The sequence below is a fragment of the Xylanivirga thermophila genome (assembly GCF_004138105.1).
GTDB classification, from domain to species: domain Bacteria; phylum Bacillota; class Clostridia; order Caldicoprobacterales; family Xylanivirgaceae; genus Xylanivirga; species Xylanivirga thermophila.
The window spans coordinates 14,125-40,303 of sequence record NZ_RXHQ01000026.1; the positions used below are offsets into that span (position 1 = coordinate 14,125).

21 protein-coding genes, 3 tRNA genes, 1 pseudogene and 2 other annotated features are annotated in these 26,179 nt (G+C 35.6%); of the genes and pseudogenes, 20 read left to right on the forward strand and 5 right to left on the reverse strand.

Going from position 1 to position 26,179, the window contains the following annotated elements:
- Positions 1-10: 10 nt before the first annotated feature.
- Both EJN67_RS10705 and EJN67_RS10710 read right to left on the reverse strand, forming a co-directional pair.
- Positions 11-874, reverse strand: coding sequence for a polysaccharide deacetylase family protein (locus EJN67_RS10705; protein WP_129724304.1), 864 nt, complete (start codon positions 872-874; stop codon positions 11-13).
- A gap of 222 nt (positions 875-1,096) precedes the next feature.
- Complete coding sequence (locus EJN67_RS10710; protein ID WP_129724305.1) at positions 1,097-2,131, reverse strand: LacI family DNA-binding transcriptional regulator; 1,035 nt, start codon at positions 2,129-2,131, stop codon at positions 1,097-1,099.
- Positions 2,132-2,676: 545 nt separating this feature from the next.
- On the opposite strand from EJN67_RS10710, the gene EJN67_RS10715 reads away from it, so the two are divergent.
- From EJN67_RS10715 to EJN67_RS10735, 5 genes are all read left to right on the forward strand, one after another.
- A complete protein-coding gene (locus tag EJN67_RS10715; protein WP_129724306.1) occupies positions 2,677-3,627 on the forward strand; it encodes an ABC transporter permease in 951 nt (316 codons plus the stop codon).
- Positions 3,628-3,636: 9 nt separating this feature from the next.
- Positions 3,637-4,563 (forward strand): carbohydrate ABC transporter permease, encoded by a 927-nt coding sequence (locus EJN67_RS10720; RefSeq protein ID WP_129724307.1) that lies wholly within the window; start codon positions 3,637-3,639, stop codon positions 4,561-4,563.
- Between the two features lie 78 nt (positions 4,564-4,641).
- The gene (locus tag EJN67_RS10725) at positions 4,642-6,108 is read left to right on the forward strand and encodes an ABC transporter substrate-binding protein (protein ID WP_129724308.1); all 1,467 of its coding nucleotides are present in this window, start codon (positions 4,642-4,644) and stop codon (positions 6,106-6,108) included.
- 87 nt (positions 6,109-6,195) lie between these two features.
- Positions 6,196-7,191 (forward strand): glycoside hydrolase family 130 protein, encoded by a 996-nt coding sequence (locus EJN67_RS10730; RefSeq protein WP_129724309.1) that lies wholly within the window; start codon positions 6,196-6,198, stop codon positions 7,189-7,191.
- Positions 7,192-7,269: 78 nt separating this feature from the next.
- Positions 7,270-10,368, forward strand: a complete 3,099-nt coding sequence (locus EJN67_RS10735) for an alpha-mannosidase (RefSeq protein ID WP_129724310.1) — start codon at positions 7,270-7,272, stop codon at positions 10,366-10,368.
- A gap of 68 nt (positions 10,369-10,436) precedes the next feature.
- Here the strand turns inward: EJN67_RS10735 and EJN67_RS10740 are convergent, their stop codons facing one another.
- Complete coding sequence (locus EJN67_RS10740; protein WP_129724311.1) at positions 10,437-12,743, reverse strand: glycoside hydrolase family 3 N-terminal domain-containing protein; 2,307 nt, start codon at positions 12,741-12,743, stop codon at positions 10,437-10,439.
- A gap of 391 nt (positions 12,744-13,134) precedes the next feature.
- On the opposite strand from EJN67_RS10740, the gene EJN67_RS10745 reads away from it, so the two are divergent.
- From EJN67_RS10745 to EJN67_RS10800, 14 genes and pseudogenes are all read left to right on the forward strand, one after another.
- A complete protein-coding gene (locus EJN67_RS10745; RefSeq protein WP_129724312.1) occupies positions 13,135-14,487 on the forward strand; it encodes a sodium-dependent transporter in 1,353 nt (450 codons plus the stop codon).
- Positions 14,488-14,624: 137 nt separating this feature from the next.
- Positions 14,625-14,882: a binding site (T-box leader), on the forward strand.
- A 59-nt stretch (positions 14,883-14,941) separates the two neighbouring features.
- On the forward strand, positions 14,942-15,754 hold the full coding sequence (locus tag EJN67_RS10750; RefSeq protein WP_129724313.1) for an amino acid ABC transporter substrate-binding protein: 813 nt from the start codon (positions 14,942-14,944) through the stop codon (positions 15,752-15,754).
- A gap of 20 nt (positions 15,755-15,774) precedes the next feature.
- Positions 15,775-16,416: an amino acid ABC transporter permease gene (locus EJN67_RS10755; protein ID WP_129724322.1), complete on the forward strand. Its 642-nt coding sequence runs from the start codon at positions 15,775-15,777 to the stop codon at positions 16,414-16,416.
- 10 nt (positions 16,417-16,426) lie between these two features.
- Positions 16,427-17,173, forward strand: coding sequence for an amino acid ABC transporter ATP-binding protein (locus tag EJN67_RS10760; protein WP_129724314.1), 747 nt, complete (start codon positions 16,427-16,429; stop codon positions 17,171-17,173).
- 234 nt (positions 17,174-17,407) lie between these two features.
- Positions 17,408-17,545: pseudogene (locus EJN67_RS14410) on the forward strand (HTH domain-containing protein); the annotation flags it as partial.
- A 48-nt stretch (positions 17,546-17,593) separates the two neighbouring features.
- Positions 17,594-17,899, forward strand: a complete 306-nt coding sequence (locus EJN67_RS14275) for a 3H domain-containing protein (protein ID WP_243641289.1) — start codon at positions 17,594-17,596, stop codon at positions 17,897-17,899.
- 44 nt (positions 17,900-17,943) lie between these two features.
- Positions 17,944-18,155: a binding site (T-box leader), on the forward strand.
- A gap of 55 nt (positions 18,156-18,210) precedes the next feature.
- The gene (gene serS / locus EJN67_RS10770) at positions 18,211-19,485 is read left to right on the forward strand and encodes a serine--tRNA ligase (RefSeq protein WP_129724316.1); all 1,275 of its coding nucleotides are present in this window, start codon (positions 18,211-18,213) and stop codon (positions 19,483-19,485) included.
- A 196-nt stretch (positions 19,486-19,681) separates the two neighbouring features.
- Positions 19,682-19,770, forward strand: a tRNA-Ser gene (locus EJN67_RS10775).
- A gap of 33 nt (positions 19,771-19,803) precedes the next feature.
- A tRNA-Ser gene (locus EJN67_RS10780) sits at positions 19,804-19,896 on the forward strand.
- A gap of 154 nt (positions 19,897-20,050) precedes the next feature.
- Positions 20,051-21,709 carry a DUF4091 domain-containing protein gene (locus EJN67_RS10785; RefSeq protein WP_243641290.1) on the forward strand — a complete coding sequence of 553 codons (1,659 nt, stop codon included), beginning with the start codon at positions 20,051-20,053 and terminating at the stop codon, positions 21,707-21,709.
- 88 nt (positions 21,710-21,797) lie between these two features.
- The gene (locus EJN67_RS10790) at positions 21,798-23,000 is read left to right on the forward strand and encodes a polysaccharide deacetylase family protein (RefSeq protein WP_243641291.1); all 1,203 of its coding nucleotides are present in this window, start codon (positions 21,798-21,800) and stop codon (positions 22,998-23,000) included.
- A gap of 60 nt (positions 23,001-23,060) precedes the next feature.
- Positions 23,061-23,225 carry a hypothetical protein gene (locus EJN67_RS14065; protein ID WP_165000841.1) on the forward strand — a complete coding sequence of 55 codons (165 nt, stop codon included), beginning with the start codon at positions 23,061-23,063 and terminating at the stop codon, positions 23,223-23,225.
- Positions 23,226-23,678: 453 nt separating this feature from the next.
- Entirely contained in the window at positions 23,679-23,864 is a 186-nt protein-coding gene (locus EJN67_RS10795; RefSeq protein ID WP_129724317.1) for a hypothetical protein, read from the forward strand.
- Positions 23,865-23,962: 98 nt separating this feature from the next.
- Positions 23,963-24,039 (forward strand) — tRNA-Arg (locus EJN67_RS10800).
- Positions 24,040-24,113: 74 nt separating this feature from the next.
- Here EJN67_RS10800 and EJN67_RS10810 read toward each other — a convergent pair.
- Together EJN67_RS10810 and EJN67_RS10815 are read right to left on the reverse strand one after the other, a co-directional pair.
- Positions 24,114-24,677, reverse strand: coding sequence for a chromate transporter (locus tag EJN67_RS10810; protein WP_129724318.1), 564 nt, complete (start codon positions 24,675-24,677; stop codon positions 24,114-24,116).
- Positions 24,674-25,216 (reverse strand): chromate transporter, encoded by a 543-nt coding sequence (locus EJN67_RS10815; protein WP_129724319.1) that lies wholly within the window; start codon positions 25,214-25,216, stop codon positions 24,674-24,676. Before EJN67_RS10815 ends, EJN67_RS10810 begins: the two co-directional genes overlap by 4 nt.
- A 194-nt stretch (positions 25,217-25,410) precedes the next feature.
- Here EJN67_RS10815 and EJN67_RS10820 point away from each other — a divergent pair, with 194 nt between their 5' ends.
- Positions 25,411-25,980 (forward strand): ferritin-like domain-containing protein, encoded by a 570-nt coding sequence (locus EJN67_RS10820; RefSeq protein WP_129724320.1) that lies wholly within the window; start codon positions 25,411-25,413, stop codon positions 25,978-25,980.
- The last annotated feature ends 199 nt before the right edge of the window (positions 25,981-26,179 follow it).

Here is a 26,179-nt window from a genome sequence, read left to right on the forward strand (position 1 = left end):
AGATATTTAATTATTTTGTTTGATTTATAAGTTTATCAACTGTAACAAATTCATACCCCAAGTTTTTTAACCTAGTTATGATGGAGGGCAGGATATCCACTGTAGCTTTTCGATTATCCTGCCCTCCTGCTGAATGCATGAGTATTACGGCACCAGGGTGTATGGTATTTACAACACAGTTTTCTATGTCTTCTTTATCCTCGGTATACCAGTCAAGTGAATCTATACTCCACGCTATAACCTTATAATCTTCTTTTTTTAGTAATTCCATCTGTTCATCGGATACCAGTCCATAAGGAGGCCGAAAATATTTTGGTTTTGGCCTCCCATCTATGCCGTCTATGAGTTTTTGGGTCTTTTCTATCTCCTTAAAAAGTTCTTTGGCATCGATTGACAGTGGTCTAGGATGGCTATAGGTGTGATTGGATAATTGATGTCCTTCCTGTATAATCCTTTCACCTATCTCAGGATATCTATCTAGATTTTGGCCTACTGCAAAAAATGTAGCTTTAACATCAAAATTATCAAGTATATCTAGGATTTTAGGCGTAGTTTTAGCATCTGGACCGTCATCAAAGGTCAAAGATATGACCTTTTGGGTGGCGGGAGTGCATATATAAAAGGCGTCTTTGAATTTATCAGATAATTCTTTTGCTTTTTCCCTAAAGCTCTTCAGGGATAGCTGCGTTTTTTCGTCTAAATCTATAGGGGGTTCCTGCACCTGTATATCTGTAATATTATTAGTATTTTTATCTTCTATTGTTGGAGCTCGTGAAATAGGTGCTTTAGGTCTATCTAAAGCTTGATACTGACATCCCGATAGTATCAGCAGGGCAAAGCATATATAGAACAACTTATTTTTATATTTTATCATGGTTTTAATCACCTCTATATAATTTATAGATAATATCGTTTTCTATATTTTTTCCCGATTAGGATATTATATTCTTGGATTTGGTATTAAGAGCAAAAATATTATAAAATATATAATACCAATAGAGGATAGTGAAATATATATGCTTTGATTTTTATTATATGAAAATTTAATATCTTGACTGAGATTACATGAGAATTTTGCGCATAACATTTAAGTGCACTAAAATTCTGTAGATTTACCCCAAATGATATTTGAGCTGATATGAGTTACTTCCATAGGAGATTCTGGATTTTCAATTCGGTATAGCAATTGCTTTGCAAGACGTTTTCCTAGAAGAAAGGTGTCCACATTTACTGTAGTCAGTTTACCGGATACTACAGAATATTCAGTACTACCGTCATAACCAGAGATAGCGATATCCGCAGGGACATCATATCCATGCTCTATCAAATATTGCATCAAAAAATTTGCAACATAATCACTAACGCATACAAATGCCTGGGGCAATTTATCAAGGTTATTTAAAAAATCAGAAATCTCTTCATAATATGTGTGAATACCAATTTTTCCAGTCATACAATATTTTTCTTGTACCACTAGGTGATTTTCTTCCATTGCAGATAAGAAACCTTCAAATCGCTCCCTATTTGTCAATGCGTAATGAATATCTCCAATAAAACCGATCTCAGTCCTACCTTTTCTTATAATGTCATTTGTTATCTCTTTAACGGCCCTTTTCCCTTCTAATATAATTAAGTCTCCAGTAATCGTATCAATTGGAAAATCGGAAACTACGTCAAGAAAAACCTTAGGGATGTTTAATTTATTCAGCATGGAAAGAAGTTTAATATCATAAACATTCATGATTAGCATTCCACCAACTGTTCCGTTACTTAAGTCATCAGGCAAAGTATATCCTTTGTAATAGCGTGGAGGAAGATACTTATACATTAAATTAACACCATATTTATCTAATTCCTTTGCAAGCGGATGGATAATACTGATCCAAAATGTGGAAGGCTCTGTTCTGGAAATGACCACAGAAACGGTTTTTTTTGAATTTTCTAGATTGTTTTGCGCATTATAATCATTTATTTGATTTTCTTGTTTAAGGTATCCCATTTCGCTTGCTGTTAACAATACCTGATCACGAAGTTTTTTTGAAACACCGGATTGGTTGTTCAGCACTTTTGATACAGTAACCCGTGATATATTAAGCATATCCGCTATGTCTTGCATAGTAACTTTTTTCATTGTAACCCCTTCTTACCTATTAAAGTGCACTCTCAAAAACTTTAAGAGCTTTATTTTTTCTATATTTTAAGGCCCAAATTTTAGCTTTATCCAAACTTTTAGTCGAGTTTAATCTTAATTTTTTTCAACTATTTTTGGAGAAATTACTATTACATATTGCTACAATTATAATACAATAAATTTATATGTTGGTATATTAATATATAAATTTATTATATTACATTTTTGACTAAAATCGACTAAAAAACAATTAAATTCTGAATCAATTATAGCATATTCATTCTTTACCTTCAATGTAAATTTACAAATGTTCAAAAAGATAAAAAAATATTGACTTTATTTAAAGCTAGTGTTAAAATAATTTATGCGTTAGTATATGTAATATACAGTTTTTTTGATTAAAATCGACTAAAAATAATCACTTTATCCTTAATGTAAATTTACAAAACCCCCAAAATGATAAAATGTGTTGAATTTATTTGGGGATGGTATTAAAATTAGAGTACTATAATAAAATAGTGGTTATTATTAGAAGGGAGGATAATATGGGAGAAAAGGTCAAAATAAAACGAAAAAAGTGGACAAGAGATGATACTGAGCTTACTTTATTAGCTCTTCCTACCTTTATATGGTATGTATTGTTTAGCTTTTTACCCATGTTTGGTGTAATTATTGCTTTCAAAAGGTATCAAATAACTCCTGGGAAAAGTTTTCTATACAATATTATTCATAGCGAATGGGTAGGGTTTGATAACTTCAAGTATTTAATTCAATCCAATAGCTTGTATATACTACTTAGAAATACCATAGGATATAATTTGGTATTTATTGCATTGGGCATCGTAATTCCTGTTACTTTAGCAATAATGATTAGTTTAATATATAGTAAACGAAAATCCAAGGTCTATCAAACTGCAATGTTTTTTCCACACTTCTTATCTTGGGTTGTTGTTAGCTATTTTGTATATGCTTTCTTAAGTTATGATAAAGGGATCTTAAATACTTTAATAAAGTCTCTTGGTAAGGAACCGGTACAGTGGTATATGGAATCAAAATATTGGCCATTTATTCTAATTTTTATGAATTCATGGAAAAGTGTAGGTTACAACATGGTGGTGTATTTGGCTAGCATCACTGGTATTGACCCATCTTTATATGAGGCAGCGGTTGTTGATGGTGCCACTAAGTGGCAGCAGGTAAAAAATATTACAATACCTAGTTTAAAGCCGATTGTTATAATGATGTTTATCCTGAATACCGGAAAGATATTTTACTCCGATTTCGGATTATTCTATCAAGTAACCAGAGGTATACCGGCTTCCTTATATGATGTTGCATCAACGATTGATACTTATGTATACAATGCACTATTGTCTTCAACTCCTATTGGTATGACATCAGCAGCAACCGTATTTCAGTCGGTAGCATGCTGTATCACAATTTTGTTAGCAAACTGGATTGTTAAGAAAATTGATGAAGACTATGCGATTATTTAGGAGGTAAATATGAAGAAGAAAGAAAATGGGAATCTAGATCTTAAAAAATTAAATAGCATTAAAAGTTCTACCAACTTATTGTTTAATATAATTTTTGTTATTTTGTCATTAATTTGTATTATACCGTTTATATTTATTTTTATTATATCTATCAGTTCGGAGGCATCTATAGCGACAAGCGGATACCGATTTTTCCCCAGCGAGTTATCCCTTGGTGCTTATAAATTTCTATGGAATGAAAAAGATATCATTCTTAATGCCTTTGGAATATCAGTTATAGTAACTGTTGTAGGTACACTTTTAGGAGTTGCACTAACAACTAGTTTGGGGTATGTGCTTTCTAGGCCAGACTATAAGCTAAAAAACTTTTTTACCTGGGTCGTATTCATTCCAATGATATTTAATGGAGGTATGGTTGCTTCTTATGTGGTAAATGCTAATATCTTGGGTTTAAGTAATACAATCTGGGCGTTGATTCTTCCTTTGGCAGTCAATTCATTTAACGTTGTTATATGTAAGACGTTTTTTAAGACAACTATCTCGGAAGCCATTGTTGAGTCAGCAAAGATTGAGGGGGCTAGTCAGCTTACTATTTTTGCTAGAATTATTGTACCGATTTCAAAACCGGTTTTTGCAACAATTGGCTTATTCTTAGCATTCGGATATTGGAATGATTGGTTCCAATCTTCCCTATATATAAGGAACCAGAGTTTAGTGTCCTTACAGGCGTTGCTTAATAACATCCAAATGAATATTGAATATTTAGCCAAAAACCCATCTGCAGGTCTTTCTATACAGCAATATGTAAGCCAGATGCCTACGGAATCTGTGCGAATGGCTATAGCGGTAGTTATTGTATTGCCTATTGCCTGTGCTTACCCATTCTTTCAGAGGTACTTTGTAACAGGATTAACAATAGGTGCAGTTAAGGGTTAATGAACTTAGATTAAAAGCAGAACATATTAAGAATAAATGCTTTTAATAAATAAGATTTTAAGATATTAGGAGGTTATTATGAAGAAGAAAATTTTTGCATTATTATTGGTAGTAGTAATGATGGGCACACTTTTTGTCGGATGTGGCACTAGTAATCAAGATAATTCAAATGATGCTAATGACCAGACAAACGATTCAGCAACAGGTAAAGATAAAGTAGTTACCTTGAAATGGGTTATGGTGGGAAACGGGATGCCATCTAATTATGAAGCATGGCAGAAAAATATCAATGCTTACTTGGAAGATAAAATAGGTGTGAATATTGATGTTGAAGTGGTTTCCTGGGGTGATTGGGACAATAGAAGAAATGTTATCGTAAACTCCGGTGAATATTTTGATATTCTATTTACAGACGTTGGTAGATATCTTAGTGAAGTTCAATTAGGCACTTACTACGATATTACAAAATTGGTAAAAGAGAATGCTTCTGACTTATACAAATATATTCCAGAAAATTATTGGGAAGCGGTAAAGGTAGACGGAAAGATTTATTCCATACCTACCTATAAGGATTCTTCTGTAACCCAATATTTTGTTTGGGATAAAGGATTAGCTGACAAGTATGATATCGATATCCAAAAGCATACAACACTTAAAGATCTGACAGAACCACTCAGGACGCTTAAGGAAGGCGAAGGGACAGCGCCTTTCATAATGGATAAAGTAGGATTAAGTGGAATACTTACAATGTATGATGGTATGGGAGCGGAATTAGAGCCTCTTGGTGTCAGAATTGATGATGAAACTCGTACAGTTGTGAATGTACTTAAAGAGGAACAAGTAATGAATGACCTAAAAACCATCCACCAGTGGTATAAAGAAGGCATCATTAATGCAGATGCACCTACACTAGCTGAACTTCCAACATATAGAATGGTATTTATGGCACAGGGATGGCCTTCTGCAGCAAAAACAACATGGGGTCCTAATATGGGTGTAGAAGCGGAAGCAGTACAGCATACTAAGCCGGTTTTATCTAATGGCACAGTTCGTGGTTCTTTGAATGGAATTTATTCAGGTTCTAAGCATCCTGAGAAAGCTCTGGAATTCTTACAATTAGTTAATCTAGATTCTCATGTAAGAGATGCTTTCTATTATGGACTTGAAGGTGACAACTTTAAGTATACAGAAGATGGGAAAGTAGAGAGATTAAATTCAGAGTGGTCTATGGCTGGTTACACCCAAGGAACTTTCTTTAATGTAACACCAATTGCTGGCGAGGTTGACCAATGGGAAGAAGTAAAGGAATTAAATGAGCAGGCAACAGGTTCAGTTCTATTAGGTTTTGATCTAGATCCAAGTGACATTCAGAATGAACTTGCCAACTGTCGTGCTGTATGGAATAAATATAAAAGTGAGCTGTTAACAGGTGCAAGAAATCCTGAAGAATTAGTAGAGACTGTTACAACTGAACTAGAGGCTGCTGGTTTTAATAAAATTATTGAAGAAGCACAGAATCAGATTAACGCTAACTACAACAAATAAAGATGAACACGATATAATATTATAGGGAATTTTCGGATTCCCTATAATATTATATTATTAATTATGTTATTTGTATGGAGGGATAAAATGTCATTAAAAATTATTGGAAAATCGTTGCCCAACATCCCTTGGCAGGAGAAGCCTAAAGGATATAAAGATCCAGTATGGCGTTACAATAAAAACCCTATTATAAATAGAAATCAAACAAAAAGATCTAATAGTATTTTTAATAGTGCAGTAGTCCCTTTTGAAGGGAAATTTGCTGGTGTTTTCCGGTGTGATAGCAAATCTGTTAGTATGGATATATTCCCGGGTTTCAGTGAAGATGGCATAAATTGGGCGATAAGTGATACGCCTATTAAATTTGAAGGCGAGGATGAGGAAATTCTCAAGCGAGAATATAGGTATGATCCTCGTGTTTGCTTTATTGAAGATAGATACTATATAACATGGTGTAATGGGTATCATGGACCAACTATAGGTGTGGGTTATACGTTTGACTTTAAGAAGTTTTACCAATTAGAGAATGCGTTTCTACCTTATAATAGAAACGGCGTATTATTTCCAAGAAAAATAAATGGTAAATATGCTATGCTCAGCAGGCCGAGTGATACAGGACATACACCGTTTGGAGATATTTTCTATAGTCAAAGCTCTGACCTTGAATATTGGGGACATCATCGCTATGTTATGGGCACTATAAAAGGAGACGAGTCAGCATGGCAATCTACGAAGATAGGCCCTGGACCGATTCCTATAGAAACGGAGGATGGATGGCTTCTTATTTATCATGGAGTAATTAATACATGTAATGGTTTTGTATATCGTATGGGTTGTGCTTTACTTGATTTAGAACAACCTTGGAAAGTAAAAATGCGTTCTAAGGATTATATTTTGGCACCATACGAATACTATGAGTGTGTAGGAGATGTACCAAATGTAGTATTTCCATGTGCAGCATTAGTTGATGCAGATAGTGGACGGATTGCTATATATTATGGTTGTGCAGACACTGTTACAGGTTTAGCATTTACAACTGTGGATGAATTGTTCAAACATATGAAGGAAAATCCTCTGGTATAATTATTTATTAACCTAAATTTGGACGTCTCCATTTGACTATGGGTAAGAGTAAATAAGATTAATTAGGTGGAGGAAGGCATGGAATATATTGACAAGCGAATTGGTGTTATTTGTGATCAGTTAAAAAAGTTAGCGGTAGTGCAGAAGATTCCAGTAGAAAATTTAATATATAAAGAAGGTAATTATATACGACCAGAAGATGTGGATGCTGCAGAGGGGGAGTTTAAACCTTTTGATAGTAAGAGGATGCATTGGTATGGTCCGGATAAACATTACTGGTTCCGTGTAGATTTCACAGTTCCCGAGAGTTTAGATAATAAACCTATGTGGCTTAAGGTTAGGACACAGATTGAGGAATGGGATGACGCTAAGAATCCTCAGTTTCTACTTTTTGTAAATGGCGTGGCAACTCAGGGGATTGACATGAATCATAGAGATGTACTATTAACGAAGGCTGCAAAAGCAGGAGATACTTACCGTATCGATCTACAAGCTTATACTGGCACCTTGCACAGTGAATTTAATCTAATTGTTGAAATGCAGGAGATTGATCCTAAGATTGTAGAACTATACTATGATATTAAAGTACCTTTAGAGGCATTTTCACGTATGGATAAAGAAGACCAGGATAGGCTTGCAATAGAGAATGTTCTAAATGATACTATTAATTACTTGGATTTAAGAAGTCCTTATTCAGAGGAGTTCTATATATCGCTAGATAAGGCCAGTGCGTATATTTCTAAAGCATTATATGAAGATATGGCAGGGTATAGTGATATTATTGCTACCTGTATTGGTCACACGCATATTGATGTTGCATGGTGGTGGACGGTAGAACAGACTAGGGAAAAGGTAGCCAGAAGTTTTGCGACTGTATTAAAATTGATGGATGAGTATCCAAACTATAAGTTTATGTCTAGTCAGCCCCAACTTTATTATTTCTTAAAAGAAAGATATCCTGAGCTTTACAGCCGTTTGAAGGAAAAGGTTAAGGAAGGACGTTGGGAGCCCGAAGGCGGAATGTGGGTTGAAGCTGATTGCAACCTTACTTCGGGAGAGTCTTTGGTTCGCCAATTCATTTATGGGAAAAGATTTTTTCAAGAAGAATTTGGTGTAGATAATCGGATTCTTTGGTTGCCAGATGTATTTGGTTATTCCGGAGCGCTTCCTCAGATTATGAAAAAGAGCGGTATCGATTATTTTATGACTACAAAATTAGCATGGAATCAGTTTAATAAGATTCCGTACGATACAATGAAATGGAGAGGAATTGATGGTACCGAAGTATTAGCCCACTTTATTACCACTTTAGGTGTAGGGCAGAGTATAGATAACTTCTTTACCACATATAATGGCATATTGCATCCTGATGCTATTATGGGGGGTTGGGAACGTTATCAGAACAAGGATATTAATAACGATATTTTAATCTCCTATGGCTATGGTGATGGCGGCGGAGGTCCTACCAGAAAAATGCTTGAGACCTCCAAACGTATGGAAAAAGGTATAAAAGGTATACCAAAGGTTAGACAGGAATTTTCGCGAACGTATTTCGAGGAATTAGAAGAAAGGGTTAAGGATAATAGAAGGTTGCCAGTTTGGGAAGGTGAGTTCTATTTCGAATATCACCGTGGAACCTACACTTCTATGGCAAGGAATAAACGTTCCAATCGTAAGAGCGAACTATTACTGATGGATTTAGAATTAATATCTGTACTAGCACAATATTTAAAAGGGGTACCTTATCCAAAAGAGGAATTAGAAAAGTTATGGAAAATCGTATTAATTAATCAGTTCCATGATATCCTACCAGGAACTTCTATCCATGAAGTGTATGAGGTAACCAAGAAAGAGTATGCCGAGTTGAAGGAGAAAGCAACAGCTCTGCTGAGAGAACGGTTAGATATTTTAACAGACAATGGAAAAGGACTTACGGTATATAATACTCTTGGCTTTGAGCGGGATGATGTTGTTCATTTGGGTGAATGCAATGCAGCTGGATTAAAAGATGAAAATGGCAATCTATATCCAGTTCAGCAAACATCTGATGGAGCAATTGCATACCTTGAGGGTATTCCTTCAAAGGGAAGTAAAACCTTTGAAATTGTACAAGAGGCAGATATGCCTGAACAGCCTTTTATCTTGAAAGATGATTATAGCCTAGAGACTCCATTTTACAGTATTAGACTAGATGAAAACGGTTTGTTTACTCACATTTATGATAAAGAAAATGACAGGGAAGTACTTCAGGTAGGGAAAAAGGGTAATCTGCTCCGCATGTATGAGGATAAACCGATGTATTATGATAACTGGGATATTGATATTTACTATACTGAGAAATACTGGGATGCGGATCAGATAGAAAGGCTAGAATGGACCGAGGTGGGAGTCCTCCGTGCTACTTTAGAGATTGATCGTAAAATTAGTAATTCTCTAATCAAGCAAAAAATTTATTTCTATGCGAACAGTAGAAGAATCGAATTTGAAACCTATGTAGACTGGAAGGAACATCAACATCTGTTAAAGGTCCATTTTCCGTTAAATGTTCATACTGATGAGGCGACTTTCGAAATTCAGTTTGGTAATGTAAGTAGGAAAGTTCATACCAATACCAGTTGGGATAGTGCAAGATTCGAAAGCAGCGGACATAAATGGGCCGATTTATCGGAAGGACATTATGGGGTTAGTTTATTAAATGATTGCAAATACGGTCATTCAGTAAAAGATGGAAACATGGCGATTACTTTAATTAAATCTGGTATTGAGCCCAATCCTATGACGGATTACGAGGAGCATTATTTCACTTATGCTCTATATCCTCATGCAGAGAACTGGCGTGATGGTGGTACCGTACAAGAAGCATATAAGTTGAATCAGCCTGCTTATGCTATTAAGGGTGGAATTCCAGGTAATAAAAATTCGTTAATATCTATTGATAAAAAGAATATTATCATAGAAACTATAAAAGAGGTCGAGGACGGAAAAGGTATCATTGTTCGTATGTATGAATGTGAAAATGCATTAACCAAGGCACACGTAAGTTTAGGATTAAAGGCTTCTTCTATAACGGAATGTAATCTGATTGAAGAAGGAGATACACCTGTAGCGCCTAATGGTGATGGATTTGATATAGAGATTAAGCCTTATGAAATAAAGACATTTAAAATTAATATATAAAAAACATTAGAAATAGACAGCTAAGCTTAGCTGTCTATTTCTAATGTTTTACAGTAAAATTTTATATCTCATTCTCTTATTTTCAATATGGTCTCAATATTATCCTTAGAACTACTGCCTACAAAGATTTTGATATTCCCAGGCTCGATACGAAATTCCATATTTCTATTCCATATGCCTAATTCTTCTTTACCTAGCAAAAAAGTAATGTCTTGCTTTTCCCCAGGATTTAAAAATATCTTTTTAAATCCTTTTAGCTCCTTTACACGTCGTGTAACAGTAGCTTCTTGGTCTTTGATATAAAGCTGGACAACTTCTTGTCCTGCAATACCCCCAATGTTTTCAACAGTAACACTTACTTTTATATTGTCTCCTTTTTCTATATCTTTAACAGACAAAAGATTGTTTAGGATCTTTAAATTAGTATATTTGAATTTAGTATAACTTAAACCATGGCCAAAATGGTATAAAGGAGCCGACTCCATATCTACATATGAAATTTCATGGCCTAGATCCTTATGGTTATAGTAAACTGGTAGTTGCGCAGAAGATCTTGGTATAGAAACGGATAGCTTTCCTGATGGATTATAATTTCCAAATAAAACTTCAGCTATTGCCCTACCCCCTTCTTTTCCCGGATACCATCCGCATAAAACCGCTTCACAATTTTCGGCTATCCATGGAATCGCATGTGGCCGTCCCTGAATGAGCACTGCTACAATCGGCGTTCCAGTCTTTTTGAGTTCCTTTAGCAGTTCTACCTGTACTCCTCCCAATTCCAAATCAGCTACATCCACACCTTCACCACAATCCATTTCTGAGGGATCTCCACCTACTATAGCAGCACCATTAACATCAAAAACAGTACCAAAATCTCTAGTGCTAGATCCACCCACAACTACTATAGCTATATCAGCACTTTGAGCTGCATCTATAGCTTCTTGGAATCCTTCTTTTGACATATCTCGGATATCACAGCCTTTTACATATATCAATTCTGTTTCGTCTGATGCTAAAGCCTTCAGTCCTTGTAGTACGGTAACTCCTGTATCCTTCCTTTGAGGTGCAGTATAATCTCCTAGCTGATTATAAAGATTATTTGCATTAGGGCCTATTACTGCGATCTTTTTTAGGCTTTTATCTATAGGTAAAATATTATCTTCATTTTTTAATAGTACAATTGATTCTCTGGATAATTCTAAATTAACTTTTTCGGCCTTTGGTGAATAGACTACTTGACTAGCTAATTTTTCGTCAGTGAATGGTTCGTCAAACAGTCCTAGAATAAATTTCAACTTTAATACTCTACTAACAGCCCTATCAATATATTCTTCTGAGACCTTGCCATTTTTAACTGCTTGCTCTAACGTTGTAAATGAAGTATCCCATAAACTTAAATCTACTCCCGATGTTAACGCCAAAGCAGCTGCGCTCTCATAGTCTTCTGTTAACATTAATAATCTATCTATTGCCGTGCCATCGGCCATGACCACTCCTTCAAATCCCCATTCATCACGTAGTATATCTGTAAGCAACTTTTTATTGGCATGGCAAGGAATACCATCAATTTCGTTATAAGCAGCCATACAACCTAAAGCACCTGCCTCTACTCCAGATTTCATACCTGGTAGAAAGATTTCTCTAAGCTCCCTTTCACCAATAGATGCCGGTGCTGCGTTATGGCCGCCCATAGCCGCTCCTTGAGCGCAGAAATGCTTCATTATAGCAATTACTTTATCGTTGCCTTGTAATTCTTCTAATGCTTCTCCTTGGAGCCCTTTTATGGCTGCAACCGCCATTTTTGCAGCATGATAAGGATCTTCTCCAAAACATTCTTCACAACGTCCCCAACGAGGGTCATGTAAAATATCCAACAACGATATAAGTGCTAAATTTCCTCCACGCGCCCTAATCTCAGCAGCAACTTGGGACATAGCTTCTTTATATAAATTTGGATTCCAGGTGCAACCTACACCTAAATTGGTACAAAACATAGTCCCTTCAAGCGCTTGGTGTCCATGGGGGCACTCTTCTGAAATGAGTACAGGAATGCCAAGTCTAGTGTTTTCTATTATATATTGCTGTATCATATTAGCAACGTGGGCGGACTTTTCTAACGGTATACCTGTATCAAATGTCACCGCCGACCATGGGTCAGCTCTAAACAGTCCATATAAAGCTCCCATACCATCACCAAATTTTACAGCTTCTTTAAATTCTTCTGTAAGTTCTATGCTATCTCCATTTCTTTTATAGGCCTTCCAGCCAAGCATCTTTTGGTTTAATTGGCCCACTTTTTCTTTTAAAGTCATTTTGGAAAGCAGATCATGGACTCTGACATCAATATCTTGCGTTTTATCCTTGTATTTCTCCATGCTTTATTTTCCTTTCTAAAAGTCTTATCCTAAAATTTTCTACAAGTAAATAATATATAGGCTATCTCACAGAAAATCATAACAAGAATCATCAAAAAAAACAATATTATATACACTTAATCTAATCTTATTGGACTATAAAATGTAAATATTTTGACTGTTACAGCAAAGACTAAATAAAATTGTTATGAAATACATTATTTTATTACAATGTATACTCATTCATTTATATAAATGTTGTACAGACATTAAAAATTATTTAATAGGGAGTTTAAAAGGGCATGTATTCATATTTTTGTAGTGACAATTATATAAAAAACTATTGACGGAATGTGTATAAATATATATAATATCGAATAAGTTTTATAAAAATATATTGGAGGATGGTAAAATGGAAGAAAAACAAAACCGTGAACAATGGGGATCGAAAATCGGCTTTATCCTTGCTACAGCTGGTTCTGCTGTAGGTTTGGGTAATATCTGGAGATTTCCATATATTGCTGGTGTAAACGGAGGAGCTGCATTTATTTTAATTTATATTGCTGCCATATTACTCATAGGTTATCCTCTCATGTGCACCGAGGTTGCTCTAGGTAGGAGAACTCAAAAAAACCCAGTTGGTGCATTTGCTTCATTATCAAAGGGCAAATCATGGCGCTTTGTAGGAGGATTGATCGTTCTGGTAGCGTTCTTTATTCTGTCATATTATTCTGTTATCGGAGGTTGGTCCTTAGCTTATATGACAAAATCCGTTATTGGGGGATTTAAGCCAACATTTAACTATGAAGAGCTATTTACAGGGCATATCAGCCAAGTATGGGAGCCTATAATTTGGCATGGCATATTTATGATTTTAACAATTGTTATTATTGAATCAGGGGTATTAAATGGTATTCAGAAATGGTCAAAAATATTGATGCCGGGACTTTTTATTCTTTTGCTGGCTTTAGCAATACGTTCTATGACACTTTCTGGTGCATCGGAAGGTATTGCTTTTTTTCTAAAACCTGATTTTAGTAAGATTACCTTTGGTACCATTCAAGCTGCTATTAGTCAGGCCTTTTATTCATTGAGTATAGGTATGGGACCTTTGATAACCTATGGTAGTTATCTAAGTAAAAAGGATAACATACCGGATAATGTAGGCTGGGTAGCAGGTGCAGATACTACTGTAGCCATTATAGCAGGTCTTGCAATATTTCCAGCGGTTTTTGCAATGGGATATAAGCCAAATGCTGGTGCAGGTTTGGCATTTATTACCCTTCCGGCTGTATTTTCTCAGATGGCAGGGGGAAGCTTCTTTGGTTTTATATTCTTTGTACTCCTTAGTGTAGCAGCTTTAACTTCAGCCATGTCCTTATTGGAAGTTGTTGTAGCATGGATAATAGATGAAAAGGGATGGAATAGAAGAAAGGCATCTATTGGTATTGGAATTTTAGTATTTATAGTAGGTATACCAGCTACATTAGGGTACAGTGTATTGAGTGATGTGAAGTTTTTAGGCATGGATCTATTGGATACCTATGATTTCATTACCAACAATATAGTGCTTCCTATTACCGGCTTATTTACTGCTATTTTTGCGGCATATATATGGAAGGTGGAGTATGCTATGGAAGAGATTAATACTCCTAAAGGTAAGATTACTTTTGGATCCTTTTATAGATTTTTAATAATGGTTATTATCCCCATAGCAGTATGCTTTATCATGATAATGAACCTGATTGAAAAGTTTGGTGCATAATAAAAACATTTAAAAGCTCTATTAATTGTTTAAATTAGTAGGGCTTTTTTTCATGTTTTATGTGATAGTGTGAAAAACATATTGACAATCTTAATTTAATATATTATCATATTAGTACATTATCATAGTAAAGTGGTATAAAGGCTTTGATGAGAAATAGTAGAGATACATTTTTTTACAGAGAGTTCCCGGTTGGTGAGAGGGACATATGAGTGTATTTTGAACACATCTCTGAGCTGGACACCGAAACCTATTAGGTAGTAGGCTGTTGCCGGAATCCTGCACCCGTTATAGTGCTAGAGTATAAGCGTGTATTTATTGTACTCGATAAGGTTGATACTGTGAGGTATCGATGAATAGAGATGGGACCACGAAGGAATACTTTCGTTCTCTAGTGTAAAGCTGGAGGCGGGAGTTTTTTTATTTTTAAATTTAAGTAGGAGGAGAAATATAAATGAAAAAGAAAAATGGTGTTGTAGCTTTATTAGTTATATTAGCTTTAAGCATTATTAGCTTGACAGGTTGTTCAAATGAGACGGCAGCAAAGCAAGATTCTTATGAAGAATTAAAGGAAAAGGGTTTTATAGTAATGGGTATGGATGATACCTTTGCACCTATGGGTTTTAGGGATAGCCAAGGTAATTTAGTCGGTTTTGATGTGGATTTGGCAAATGAGGTATTCAAACGAATCGGTTTGGAAGTAAAATTTCAACCTATAGATTGGTCCATGAAGGAAACAGAATTAAATTCAGGTAATATCGATGTAATTTGGAACGGCTATTCTATCACAGAAGAAAGAAAAGAAAAGGTTTCCTTTACCCAAGCCTATCTGGAGAACAAACAAATAATAATTACATTGGCTGAATCCGATATAGAAAGCAAGGCAGATTTAAAAGATAAGAGGGTAGCAGTTCAAAACGGCTCAAGTACTTTAGAAGCAATAAATAAGGAGCCTTCGATAGTAAAGGGTTTTAAAGGAGGAGAACCGGTTTTATTTGATACAAATAATGAAGCTTTCATGGACTTGGAAGCCAAACGGGCAGATGCCGTTGTGGCAGATGAAGTTCTTGCAAAATACTATATCAAACAAAAGGATCCTAAAGACTATAAAATTCTCGAAGAGGATTTTGGGGAAGAGGAATATGGGATAGGTCTTAGAAAAGGCGATAAGAAATTATTAGAAGCGATTAACAATGCCTTGGATGATTTGAAAGAGGATGGAACTTATAATAAAATTTGCAAAAAATGGTTTGGAGAAAATGATTAAGGTAAGAGGATGATGATATGATCAGCTATATATATACTTTATTGCCGTCTATGATTGATGGACTTATGGGAACCCTGGGCATATTTATTATAACCCTTGTACTATCTATTCCACTGGGAGTGCTTGTTGCCATAGGGAGATTATCAAAAATAAAAATTGTATCTACAATAACTAAATTTTATATATGGGTAATGCGTGGTACACCATTAATGCTTCAGATAGTGTTTGTGTTTTTTGGGTTGCCTATAGTAGGTGTAACCTTTGATAGATTTACTGCTGTGATTATAGCTTTTGTATTGAACTATGGTGCATATTTTGGTGAAATATTCAGAGGTGGTATAGAATCCATTGATAGAGGACAATATGAGGCAGCTAAGGTTTTAGGATTGACTCCGTATAAGACATTTAAAAGGATAATACTTCCTCAGATGTTCAAGATAGTGTTACCTTCCATTGCAAATGAAGTAATCACCCTTGTGAAAGATACTTCATTGGTATATGTAGTAGGGATCGGAGAGTTATTGAGGGCTGGGAAAATTGCTTCGAATCGGGATGTTTCATTAGTTCCATTGGCCTTGGTGGCGGTTATCTATCTGATGTTAACCGCTATATTTACTAAAGCTTTTAATAATATGGAGAAAAAATATTCTTATTATGAATAGGAGGAGCGAAATGCTTTTAGAAATAAATAATCTGAACAAAAGCTTTGGAAAGAAAAAGATACTAAAAGATATAAGCTTTAGAATGGATTCAGGTGAAGTCTTGGCGGTTATAGGGCCATCGGGAGCTGGAAAAACAACGCTCCTCAGATGTATAAATAATCTAGAAAAATGTGATAGCGGTGATATAAAAATTGACGGATCCTATTTATGTAAGGATCTTGGTGGCAAAAGTATATATGCTAGTGTTGATGGAATAAAGACTATACGAAAAAAAATAGGCCTAGTTTTTCAAAACTATAACCTATTTCCCCATATGTCGGTAATGGAAAACATAACAGAGGCTCCTATAAATGTCTTTGGAGTTTCCAAAGAAGAAGCGAGGGATAAGGCTTTAGAACTACTAGAGACCATGGGGCTTGAAGAAAAGGCTGATTCTTATCCATTTGAGCTTTCTGGAGGTCAAAAACAAAGGATAGCTATTGCAAGGGCTTGTGCATTAAATCCTAATATCATGTGTTTAGATGAACCTACTTCTGCTTTAGATCCGGAATTAAGGGAGGAAATAGCAGGTATAATAGAGAAATTAGCAGATAATAGTATGGGTATTTTGATCATAACCCATGATATGACTTTTGCAAAGAGAGTTGCTAATAGGATAATATTTATGGAAGATGGACAGATTCAGCAGGAAGGCACCAAAGAAGCGTTCTTCAGTAATTTCGAAGATGATAGGATAAAAAAGTTTGTGGCTTTATAATTTGAGGGTGATTTTATCTTTTTTACACATATGTTTATTTGGAGTTAAGAATGGCAGATGTAATAATAGTTTCAATAATCATCAGCTATTGGCGATTGGAAATGATAAAATCCTCTTGAATCTTATTGCAAACCATAATTTGCTACAGTATAATATGATTAGAGCATTATTAAACATATGATTGTAATCTGGAGAGGAGAATAAAAAATAGACTCAGAAAGCAGAAGAGAGGCTATCTTAAAGACTATACAAAATAATAATAAACCTATAACAGGTTCTGCCCTTTCCAAGGTATTTGGCGTTAGTCGCCAGGTTATAGTACAGGATATAGCCATATTAAGGGCGGCAGGATATGTTATAATTGCTACTCCGCAAGGGTATATATTACCCCAAAAATTTAATGATAGGCATACTAGGGTCTTGGCTCTTAAGCATAAACCTTGCCAAATACAGGATGAGCTATCTACTATTGTGGATTTAGGCGGGAGTGTAAAGGATGTAGTCATTGAACATCCAGTATATGGAGAGTTTAGAGCTGATCTTATGATAAATTCACCTAGCGATCTTAGAGCCTTTATGGCAAAGATGCAAAAAGAACAAGCAGAACCTTTGTCATCGCTGACAGAAGGTATACATCTCCACACCATAGAGGCAGATAGCGATGATGTTTTGGATAGGATAGAACAGGCGTTGAAAGTAAAAGGATATTTGGTAGAGAATCTCTGATTATAGTTGAATATATTAAAAAATAGTGTATAATATATTAAAAGAAAAAAGTGATGAAGGGAAGTTAAGGTAGTTTGAGTTCTCTAAGAGAGCCGATGGCAGGTGCAAATCGGTAGAACCACTATCGATATTCCGTCCTGGAGCTGTAGGCTGAAAGTAATATTAGGCCGTACCGGATGCCGGGCCGTTATCGCCGGTTGAAGCTGGGGTTTTAACCCAACAAGGGTGGCAACGCGGGTGTATTCTCGTCCCTATAATAGAGGGATGGGATTTTTTTAATTTTGGTAAAAATTTCGGTTAGGAGGGTTATTATGCTGGATATAAAATTTATTCGTTCCAATCATGAAGCGGTAGAGAAGATGCTATCAGACCGTAAAGGGACAGTAGATCTAAAAGAATTCTTAGAATTAGATGGGCAGAGACGTAAATATATAGGGGAGAGCGAACAGCTAAAAAACAAAAGAAATACGGTAAGTCAGGAGATAGCAAAACTCAAAAGGGAGAAAAAAGATGCGACCTCTATTATGAAAGAAATGAAGGAAGTTTCAAAGACCATAAAGGAATATGATGAAAAGTTAAAGGATATAGAAGAAAAATTGGAGGCTATTGTACTTACCATTCCTAATATGCCCCATGAATCTGTACCTGTTGGTAACTCAGACGAGGATAATAAAGAGGTAAGACGTTGGGGAGATCCAAGGGAGTTTGATTTTGAATCTAAAGCCCATTGGGATATAGGGGAAGATCTTGGAATATTAGATTTCGCCACTGGTGCAAAGGTTACGGGTGCTAGGTTTACCTTTTATAAGGGGTTAGGTGCTAGGCTTGAGCGAGCATTAGTAAACTTTATGTTGGATCTTCATATTACACAGCATGGCTACACAGAAGTGTTCCCACCATTTATAGTGCATAGGCGCAGTATGCAGGGTACAGGACAATTACCCAAATTTGAGGAAGATGCATTTAAGATAGCAGGGACTGACTATTTTCTTATACCTACTGCAGAGGTACCAGTTACAAATATGTATAGGGAACAGGTAATAGATGGATCAAAACTTCCAATAAAACATGTTGCCTATAGTGCATGTTTTAGAGCAGAGGCTGGTTCGGCAGGCAGGGATACTAGAGGTCTTATAAGACAGCATCAATTTAACAAGGTAGAGATGGTTAAATTCGTAGAGCCTGAAAATTCATATGAAGAGCTTGAAAAGCTTACAAAGGATGCAGAAGATGTATTAAAGCTTTTGGGCCTTCCGTATAGAGTCGTTACATTGTGTACTGGCGATTTGGGATTTTCTTCAGCTAAGACCTACGACTTGGAAGTATGGATGCCCAGTTATGGTAGATATGTAGAGATATCCTCATGCAGTAACTTTGAGGATTTTCAAGCAAGGAGGGCAAATATAAAATATAGACCTTCTGATAAGGGAAAAGCTGTATATTTGCATACATTGAATGGTTCTGGTGTAGCCATAGGGCGTACTGTAGCTGCTATACTAGAGAATTATCAGCAGCAGGATGGCTCGGTTTTGATTCCGGAAAAACTTATACCTTATATGGGCGGTATAGACAAGATTACAAGGTAATATATTCCAATTTAAAAAGCCTTGGGTTTTGTAAAAATTCAAGGCTTTTTAGGGTTTAGTAGCTTTAAAATTCCTTACTTAAGTATCAGTTTATATGCTTAAGGGCATATTGATTCATTGTAAAAGCTAAAATAATGAATATTGTATGTTGACAACTATTTAGTGTTTTGTTATACTATACAAGTGTCAACAGCACGGAGAGATGTCCGAGTGGTTTATGGAGCTGGTCTTGAAAACCAGTGACACCGCAAGGTGCCGGGGGTTCGAATCCCTCTCTCTCCGCCAATTGAATATTTTATATATATTTGGCTTTTGTTTGGAGAAGTACCCAAGTTGGCCGAAGGGGCGCCCCTGCTAAGGGTGTAGGTCGGTTTTGCCGGCGCGAGGGTTCGAATCCCTCCTTCTCCGCCAAAATTTTCTAGAAGAATTGTGTATAAACACAGTTCTTTTTTTATCTATAAATTCAAAAAGGTATTTCATAAGACATGGCGAAATTAAATAGTGATATAAAAAGTTTAGACATTTACATGTCTAAATATGATAAAAATAGAAAAGAGGTAATTTAATGGGACAAAAAGATATGCTTGAGACGAGACTTTTAAGCTCATTGACTAAGGTATTTGCTGATGAAGAATTGAATGATAAGCCATGGAACAAGGGATCAATGTTAAGCAATGAGGTTTATTCTTTTCAGGTTGCCTATTGCTGGCATGGAGAATTATTAAAAGAAGTTGATGTACATATTGTTTCAGAATTATCACCTTATATTAAAGTTAGAAAAGTCGGACTAGTGCCGTCTGAGATGCCATGTTATGTGGATCATGATGAGAATATTCTACGTTCTACGCCAGGGTTATACCCAGATTCTTTACTACCATTAGATGATGAAAAACTTACATTTTTACCCGAACAATGGCGTTCTATATGGATTACAGTGGATACTTGTGGTAGTGTAGTTGCTAGTACCTATCCAATAGAAATTATCTTTGAAACTGCATCAGGTGAATTGTTGGGCAAAGAGATATTCGAACTGGAATTATTACAGGCGAGATTGCCAAGACAAACCTTGATACAAACGCAGTGGTTCCATACAGATTGTCTGGCAACATGGTATGGAGTTGATGTTTTTAGTGAAGAACATTGGAACCTTATTGATAAATTTATAAAGACTGCAACAAAGCATGGTATCAATATGATTTTAACTCCTATTTTTACTCCTCCCCTTGATACTGAAGTAGGAGGGGAGAGACCTACTGTCCAATTAGTTGATGTTTACAAGGCGGGAGATGCATATAGGTTTGAATTTGATAAGTTAAAAAGATGGATTGAGCTTTGCATTTCAAATGGTGTGGAGTATTTTGAATTCTCCCATCTATTTACTCAATGGGGGGCAAAACATGCACCGAAAATTATGGCTGTAGAGGATGGAGAATATAAGCGTATCTTTGGGTGGGATACAGATGCAGCGGGAGGGGAATATAAAAACTTCTTAGACCAATTTTTACCTGAGTTAATAAACTTTATAAAGGAAAATAATCTAGAGCAGCGTAGCTATTTCCATGTTTCTGATGAGCCGAGTTTGGAACATTTGGATTCCTATAGGAATGCAAGCAATATTTTAAACAAGTACCTAAAGGATTTTCCTGTTATTGATGCACTTTCAAATTATCAGTTTTATGAAGATGGGCTTGTTAAAAAACCTATTCCGGCGACAGACCACATAGAGGCCTTTTTAGAAAACAATGTTGAGAATCTGTGGGCATATTACTGCTGTGGCCAATATAAGGAAGTATCAAATCGTTTCTTTAACATGCCTTCTGCAAGAAATAGAATCCTTGGTATACAGCTATATAAGTTTAATATCGAAGGTTTTCTCCAGTGGGGATATAATTTTTGGTATTCCCAATATTCCCGTTATCCAATCAATCCTTTCTGTGTAACGGATGCAGGATATGGTTTTCCATCAGGAGATGCATTTGTAGTTTATCCGGGGAAGGACGGTCCTTTGGAATCTTTAAGGCTAGAGGTGTTCTATGAAGCCATTCAGGATTTACGTGCACTTAAACTATTGGAAGATTTAATAGGAAGAGAAGCCGTTTTAGATATGCTTGAAGCCGGATTGGATGCTCCTATAACATTTAGTCAATATCCAAAGGATATGGAATGGATATTATCAAAGAGAGAGCAGATTAATCGCAAAATTGCGGAATGTAGTAAATATTAAATATTTCTAACAAAACAGTAATCTCCCTATCAATTTAGATCGTATATTTGTATTATAATAGTAGCGAGCAAATAGAGGGGGAGAGACTGTGTCTAAAAAAATGGCAATTATTAATAAAATATTTTTATTGTTTGCTATCATTATATTACTGCCTATTAGTACTGGATGTATGGCAAAAAAAGATCATTTGTTATTATCCGAAGACAATGAAGAGAAAATAGTGCATGTAGATGTTCAATTGGATGATAAACAAATAGGGACTGGTAACAACGAGGATTTGACTTTTACAGATAAAGGGACAGATCTAAAGCCAGTTAAAAAAGTGGCCTATGAAGGACCGGTTCAGCATATATTTTTTCATCCCCTTATAGCTTTTCCTGAGCTGGCTTTTGACGGGGATAGTATGGAAAAGGGTTATAATGATTATTTTGTCACGGTGGATGAATTTAATAAGGTAATAAAAAGTTTATATGAAAAAGATTTTATCTTAATCGATATAAATTCTCTCATTGACGAGATAGAAGAAGATGGCAATAAGGTAATAAAGAAAAAGCAGCTTATGCTCCCGGAAGGGAAAAAACCGCTTATAATATCCATTGATGATCTAAATTACTATAAATATATGTTGGAAAATGGGAATGTATATAAATTAATATTGGACCAGGACGGTAATATAGCTACCTATTCAATTACGCCTCAAGGTGATGAACTTATTTCCCGTGATAATGAGATAGTGCCCTTGCTGGATAAGTTTGTTTTAGAGCATCCAGACTTTTCCCACGATGGAGCAAAGGGTGTAATTGCCCTTACTGGTTATGAAGGGGTACTGGGTTACAGAACCAACAAAAAGGATTCTCCTGAGTTTGAAAAGGAGAAAGAAGGTGCATTGAAGGTAATAAAGCATCTAAAAGAGACGGGCTGGACTTTTGCTTCACATGGTTATGGCCATCTTGATGCATCTAGGGTAAGTAAGGAAAAACTAGTAAGGGATACTAGACGCTGGCGGGAGGAGGTAGGCAGTCTCGTTGGACCTACATCTGTATATATATATCCCTATGGAAGCCGGGTACTTCCTGGAGATCCTAAATTTGATGTCCTTGTGGATGAAGGTTTTAATATATTATGTGCAGTTGGATCAGGCCCGTATGAAAAATTTGCAAAGAGGGCATATATGCAGGATAGAAGGCATATTGACGGCATAGCGTTTCTTACACAGAGAAATAGATTTTTAGACCTGTTTGACAGTGCAGCGCTGGTGGACCCTGTAAGGCCGGAGCAGATAAAAGAATAGAGTTATAATATTTAAGTACTTTGGGAAAAAATATATATATTCTATCTGAAAGGTAGGTGCATGATGACAAAATTAACTTGTTCAGTATGTGGCATGCCTTGTGATAAGGATGTGGTTAGTAATTGCCCGGAATGTGCTGCTATCTTATGCGAAGAGTGCAGTGAGATCTATGGTGGTTATTGCGAGAAGTGCCAGGATATTTTTTCCCAACAATATGATGATTGAAAAGGACGCCATATATGGCGTCCTTTTCAATATAGATATTTTTATATGGTATGATACTCCTAATGGATATAAAACTTGACAAATATGAGATAATGCTGTAATATATAAAACCGTAGGGTGCAATATGGACAGAATATGAGGGAAAAAGAATATGGTATGTTGCCTATATGTAAATAAACATACGGACTACATAAAGCTGATCGATAAAAAGATATAGGTTATAGTAAAAAAGGAAACAAGCCTAGATGTTTTCCGGAAATGACAACTAGCAATTTCTTCTTTGATACCGGAAACAATTAGGGCTTTAAGTTTCATTAAAATATAAATTTACCATATGAAATGGAGGTTGCTAGAATGAAGACTAAAAGATTTAAAAAAATTGCACTCTTTTTATCAACAATCCTGGTTTTCTCATTCTTATTCACCGCTTGTGGTGAAAAGGAGGATGCAGATATGCCTCAGGATGCAGGTACAGAACAGCAACAGGATGCAAATGATGTAGACAATACTGAGGATCTAGAAGACACTAAAGATGAAGACACCGAGGATGAAGATGCCGAAGATGCTGAAGACGAGGTTGAGGATGCTGACGCGGAAGACGACGCCAGTGATGATGAGGATACAGATAGTGAAGATTAAGAATTAAATTGGGCTGGTTTTAAAACCAGCCCAATTATTTTTGCGTTTTGTATTGACATATGTCCCTAAGTACATTATAATAATGTGGTGTCCGATAGGTACCTGTAGCTCAGTTGGATAGAGTGTCTGACTACGAATCAGAAGGTCGGGGGTTCGAATCCCTCCAGGTACACCATTTAAAGGGCGTAAGCTGATGATTGTAAAATAATTTACAATCATCAGCTTTTTTAATACAAATAATTTTAAAAATTAGAATTTGAATATTATACCAACTATTGCCGCTGCTATAAGATATACTATTGGATGCTTCTTATATTTGTTTATAAGGTATAAGATAACGGCAAATAATATAATGGACTTAATATTGAATAAATCTAGAAAATTGGTAGTTTTTAAATATCTATTTACATTAAATAATGAGATCTTTGCAACCTCAAAGCCAGCTGCACCGATAAGTCCTGTAACTGCCGGTCTTAATCCATAAAAGCCTGCTTGAACTATAGGCTTTTCATTGAATTTTGTAAGATAACGGGCTATTATTATAATAATTATTATAGATGGAGTAATAAGACCCAGAGTAGCTATTATGCCGCCTAAAACGCCCGCTGTTTTATAACCTACATAGGTAGCCATGTTTATGCCTATGGGGCCTGGGGTAGATTCGGATAGGGCAATCATATCCACTAGTTCATTAGGTGTAATCCATCCATATTTATATGCTAGTTCCTGAAGAAATGGTAAAGTAGCCAATCCTCCTCCAACGGAGAAAAATCCGATCTTAAAGAATTCTAAAAACATAATTATATAGATCATTTTGCATCAGCCCTTCTGTATTTTATAGCAATACCTACAATAGCTGAAATTATAACGACTATAATAGGCGAAACTTTCATAAAAGCTATGGAAGAGAAGGCAGCAGCAAATATTATTATACCTATCCAGTCTTTTACTGTCTTGCCCCACATTTGTACTATTGTATTTGCTACTAATGCTACTACAGCAGCTCTTATACCAGCAAATGCATGCTTTATTACAGTATATTCCTGAAAGTTTGTAAAAAAGGCCGTAATTACAGTTATTATAACTACGGAAGGAAAGATCATGCCCAATGTGGCAACGAGGGCCCCAATTATGCCCTTCCTTTTATAACCTATAAATGTTGCCGTATTTACTGCTATTATTCCCGGTGTACATTGCCCGATTGCGTAATAATCTATTATTTCTTCATCTGTAGCCCACTTATTTTTTTCGACTATCTCTTTTTGGATAAGAGGAAGCATTGCATATCCTCCGCCAAATGTAAAGCCTCCTATGCGGCAAAAAACGATAAATAGTTTCCATAATTCTTTCATACTATCTCCTTCCTGTCTGATATTTTATACAATGGTGATTATAACAGATAAAGTTTGTAAACGAAACTCATATTTAAGAAAAAACTATAGCATTATATTAACCTAAAAATATAATGCTATCCTAAATATTAGCATTTTAAGGTGTTGCTGCATACTATATTATAGATTTTCATAATTGTAAGGAGGATTTTATTATGCAATATTATGGAGAATATCCATACATGTCAGATCAATATAATATGATAAACTCAATGATGGGTGATTATACTTGGATGCCTAGGTATCCATTGCCTGATCGTAGAATGCCAGATCCCTATTCATATCCAGGGAATCTACCAATGGCAATACAACTCATAGCAGAAGCTATAGCAAGTGAGCGGGAAGATGAATTATTCTATGATTATCTTCTAAAAAATGCACCATCAGAAGAGGATAAATCTATTATTACAAGCATTCGTGATGATGAACGCAAGCATTTTGGCCTTTTTAGACAAATATATTCTGAATTAACATGCAGGATGCCCCCGACTCCCCAAGAACCAGAAATTACACTTCCCGCTTCCTATTGCGAAGGTGTAAAAAAAGCATTATTTGGGGAATTAAGTGCTATAGAAAAATATAGAAGGATATTGTATGCATTACAAGATAGGGTGCAGATCAATAAGCTCATTGAAATAATTACAGATGAAATAAAGCATGCATCTAAGTGGAATTACTTATATACAAAAAATGAATGTTTTGAAGAAGAAGGAACAGAAGATTAAATATTTATGAGGTGATCCCTTATTTTTCGTATGAACTTTTTCATAACCCTTGAAATATAATATATAAGTGACTGTAGCCTCTCGAAAAAGAATTGGAAATAGTTAAGGCTAACCTAAAACTGGAATATATCGAGATGCTACGGCTGATTTTGTAAAAGAAATAAAATTGAACGTTGAGAAACGCATATTGTAGTGATTG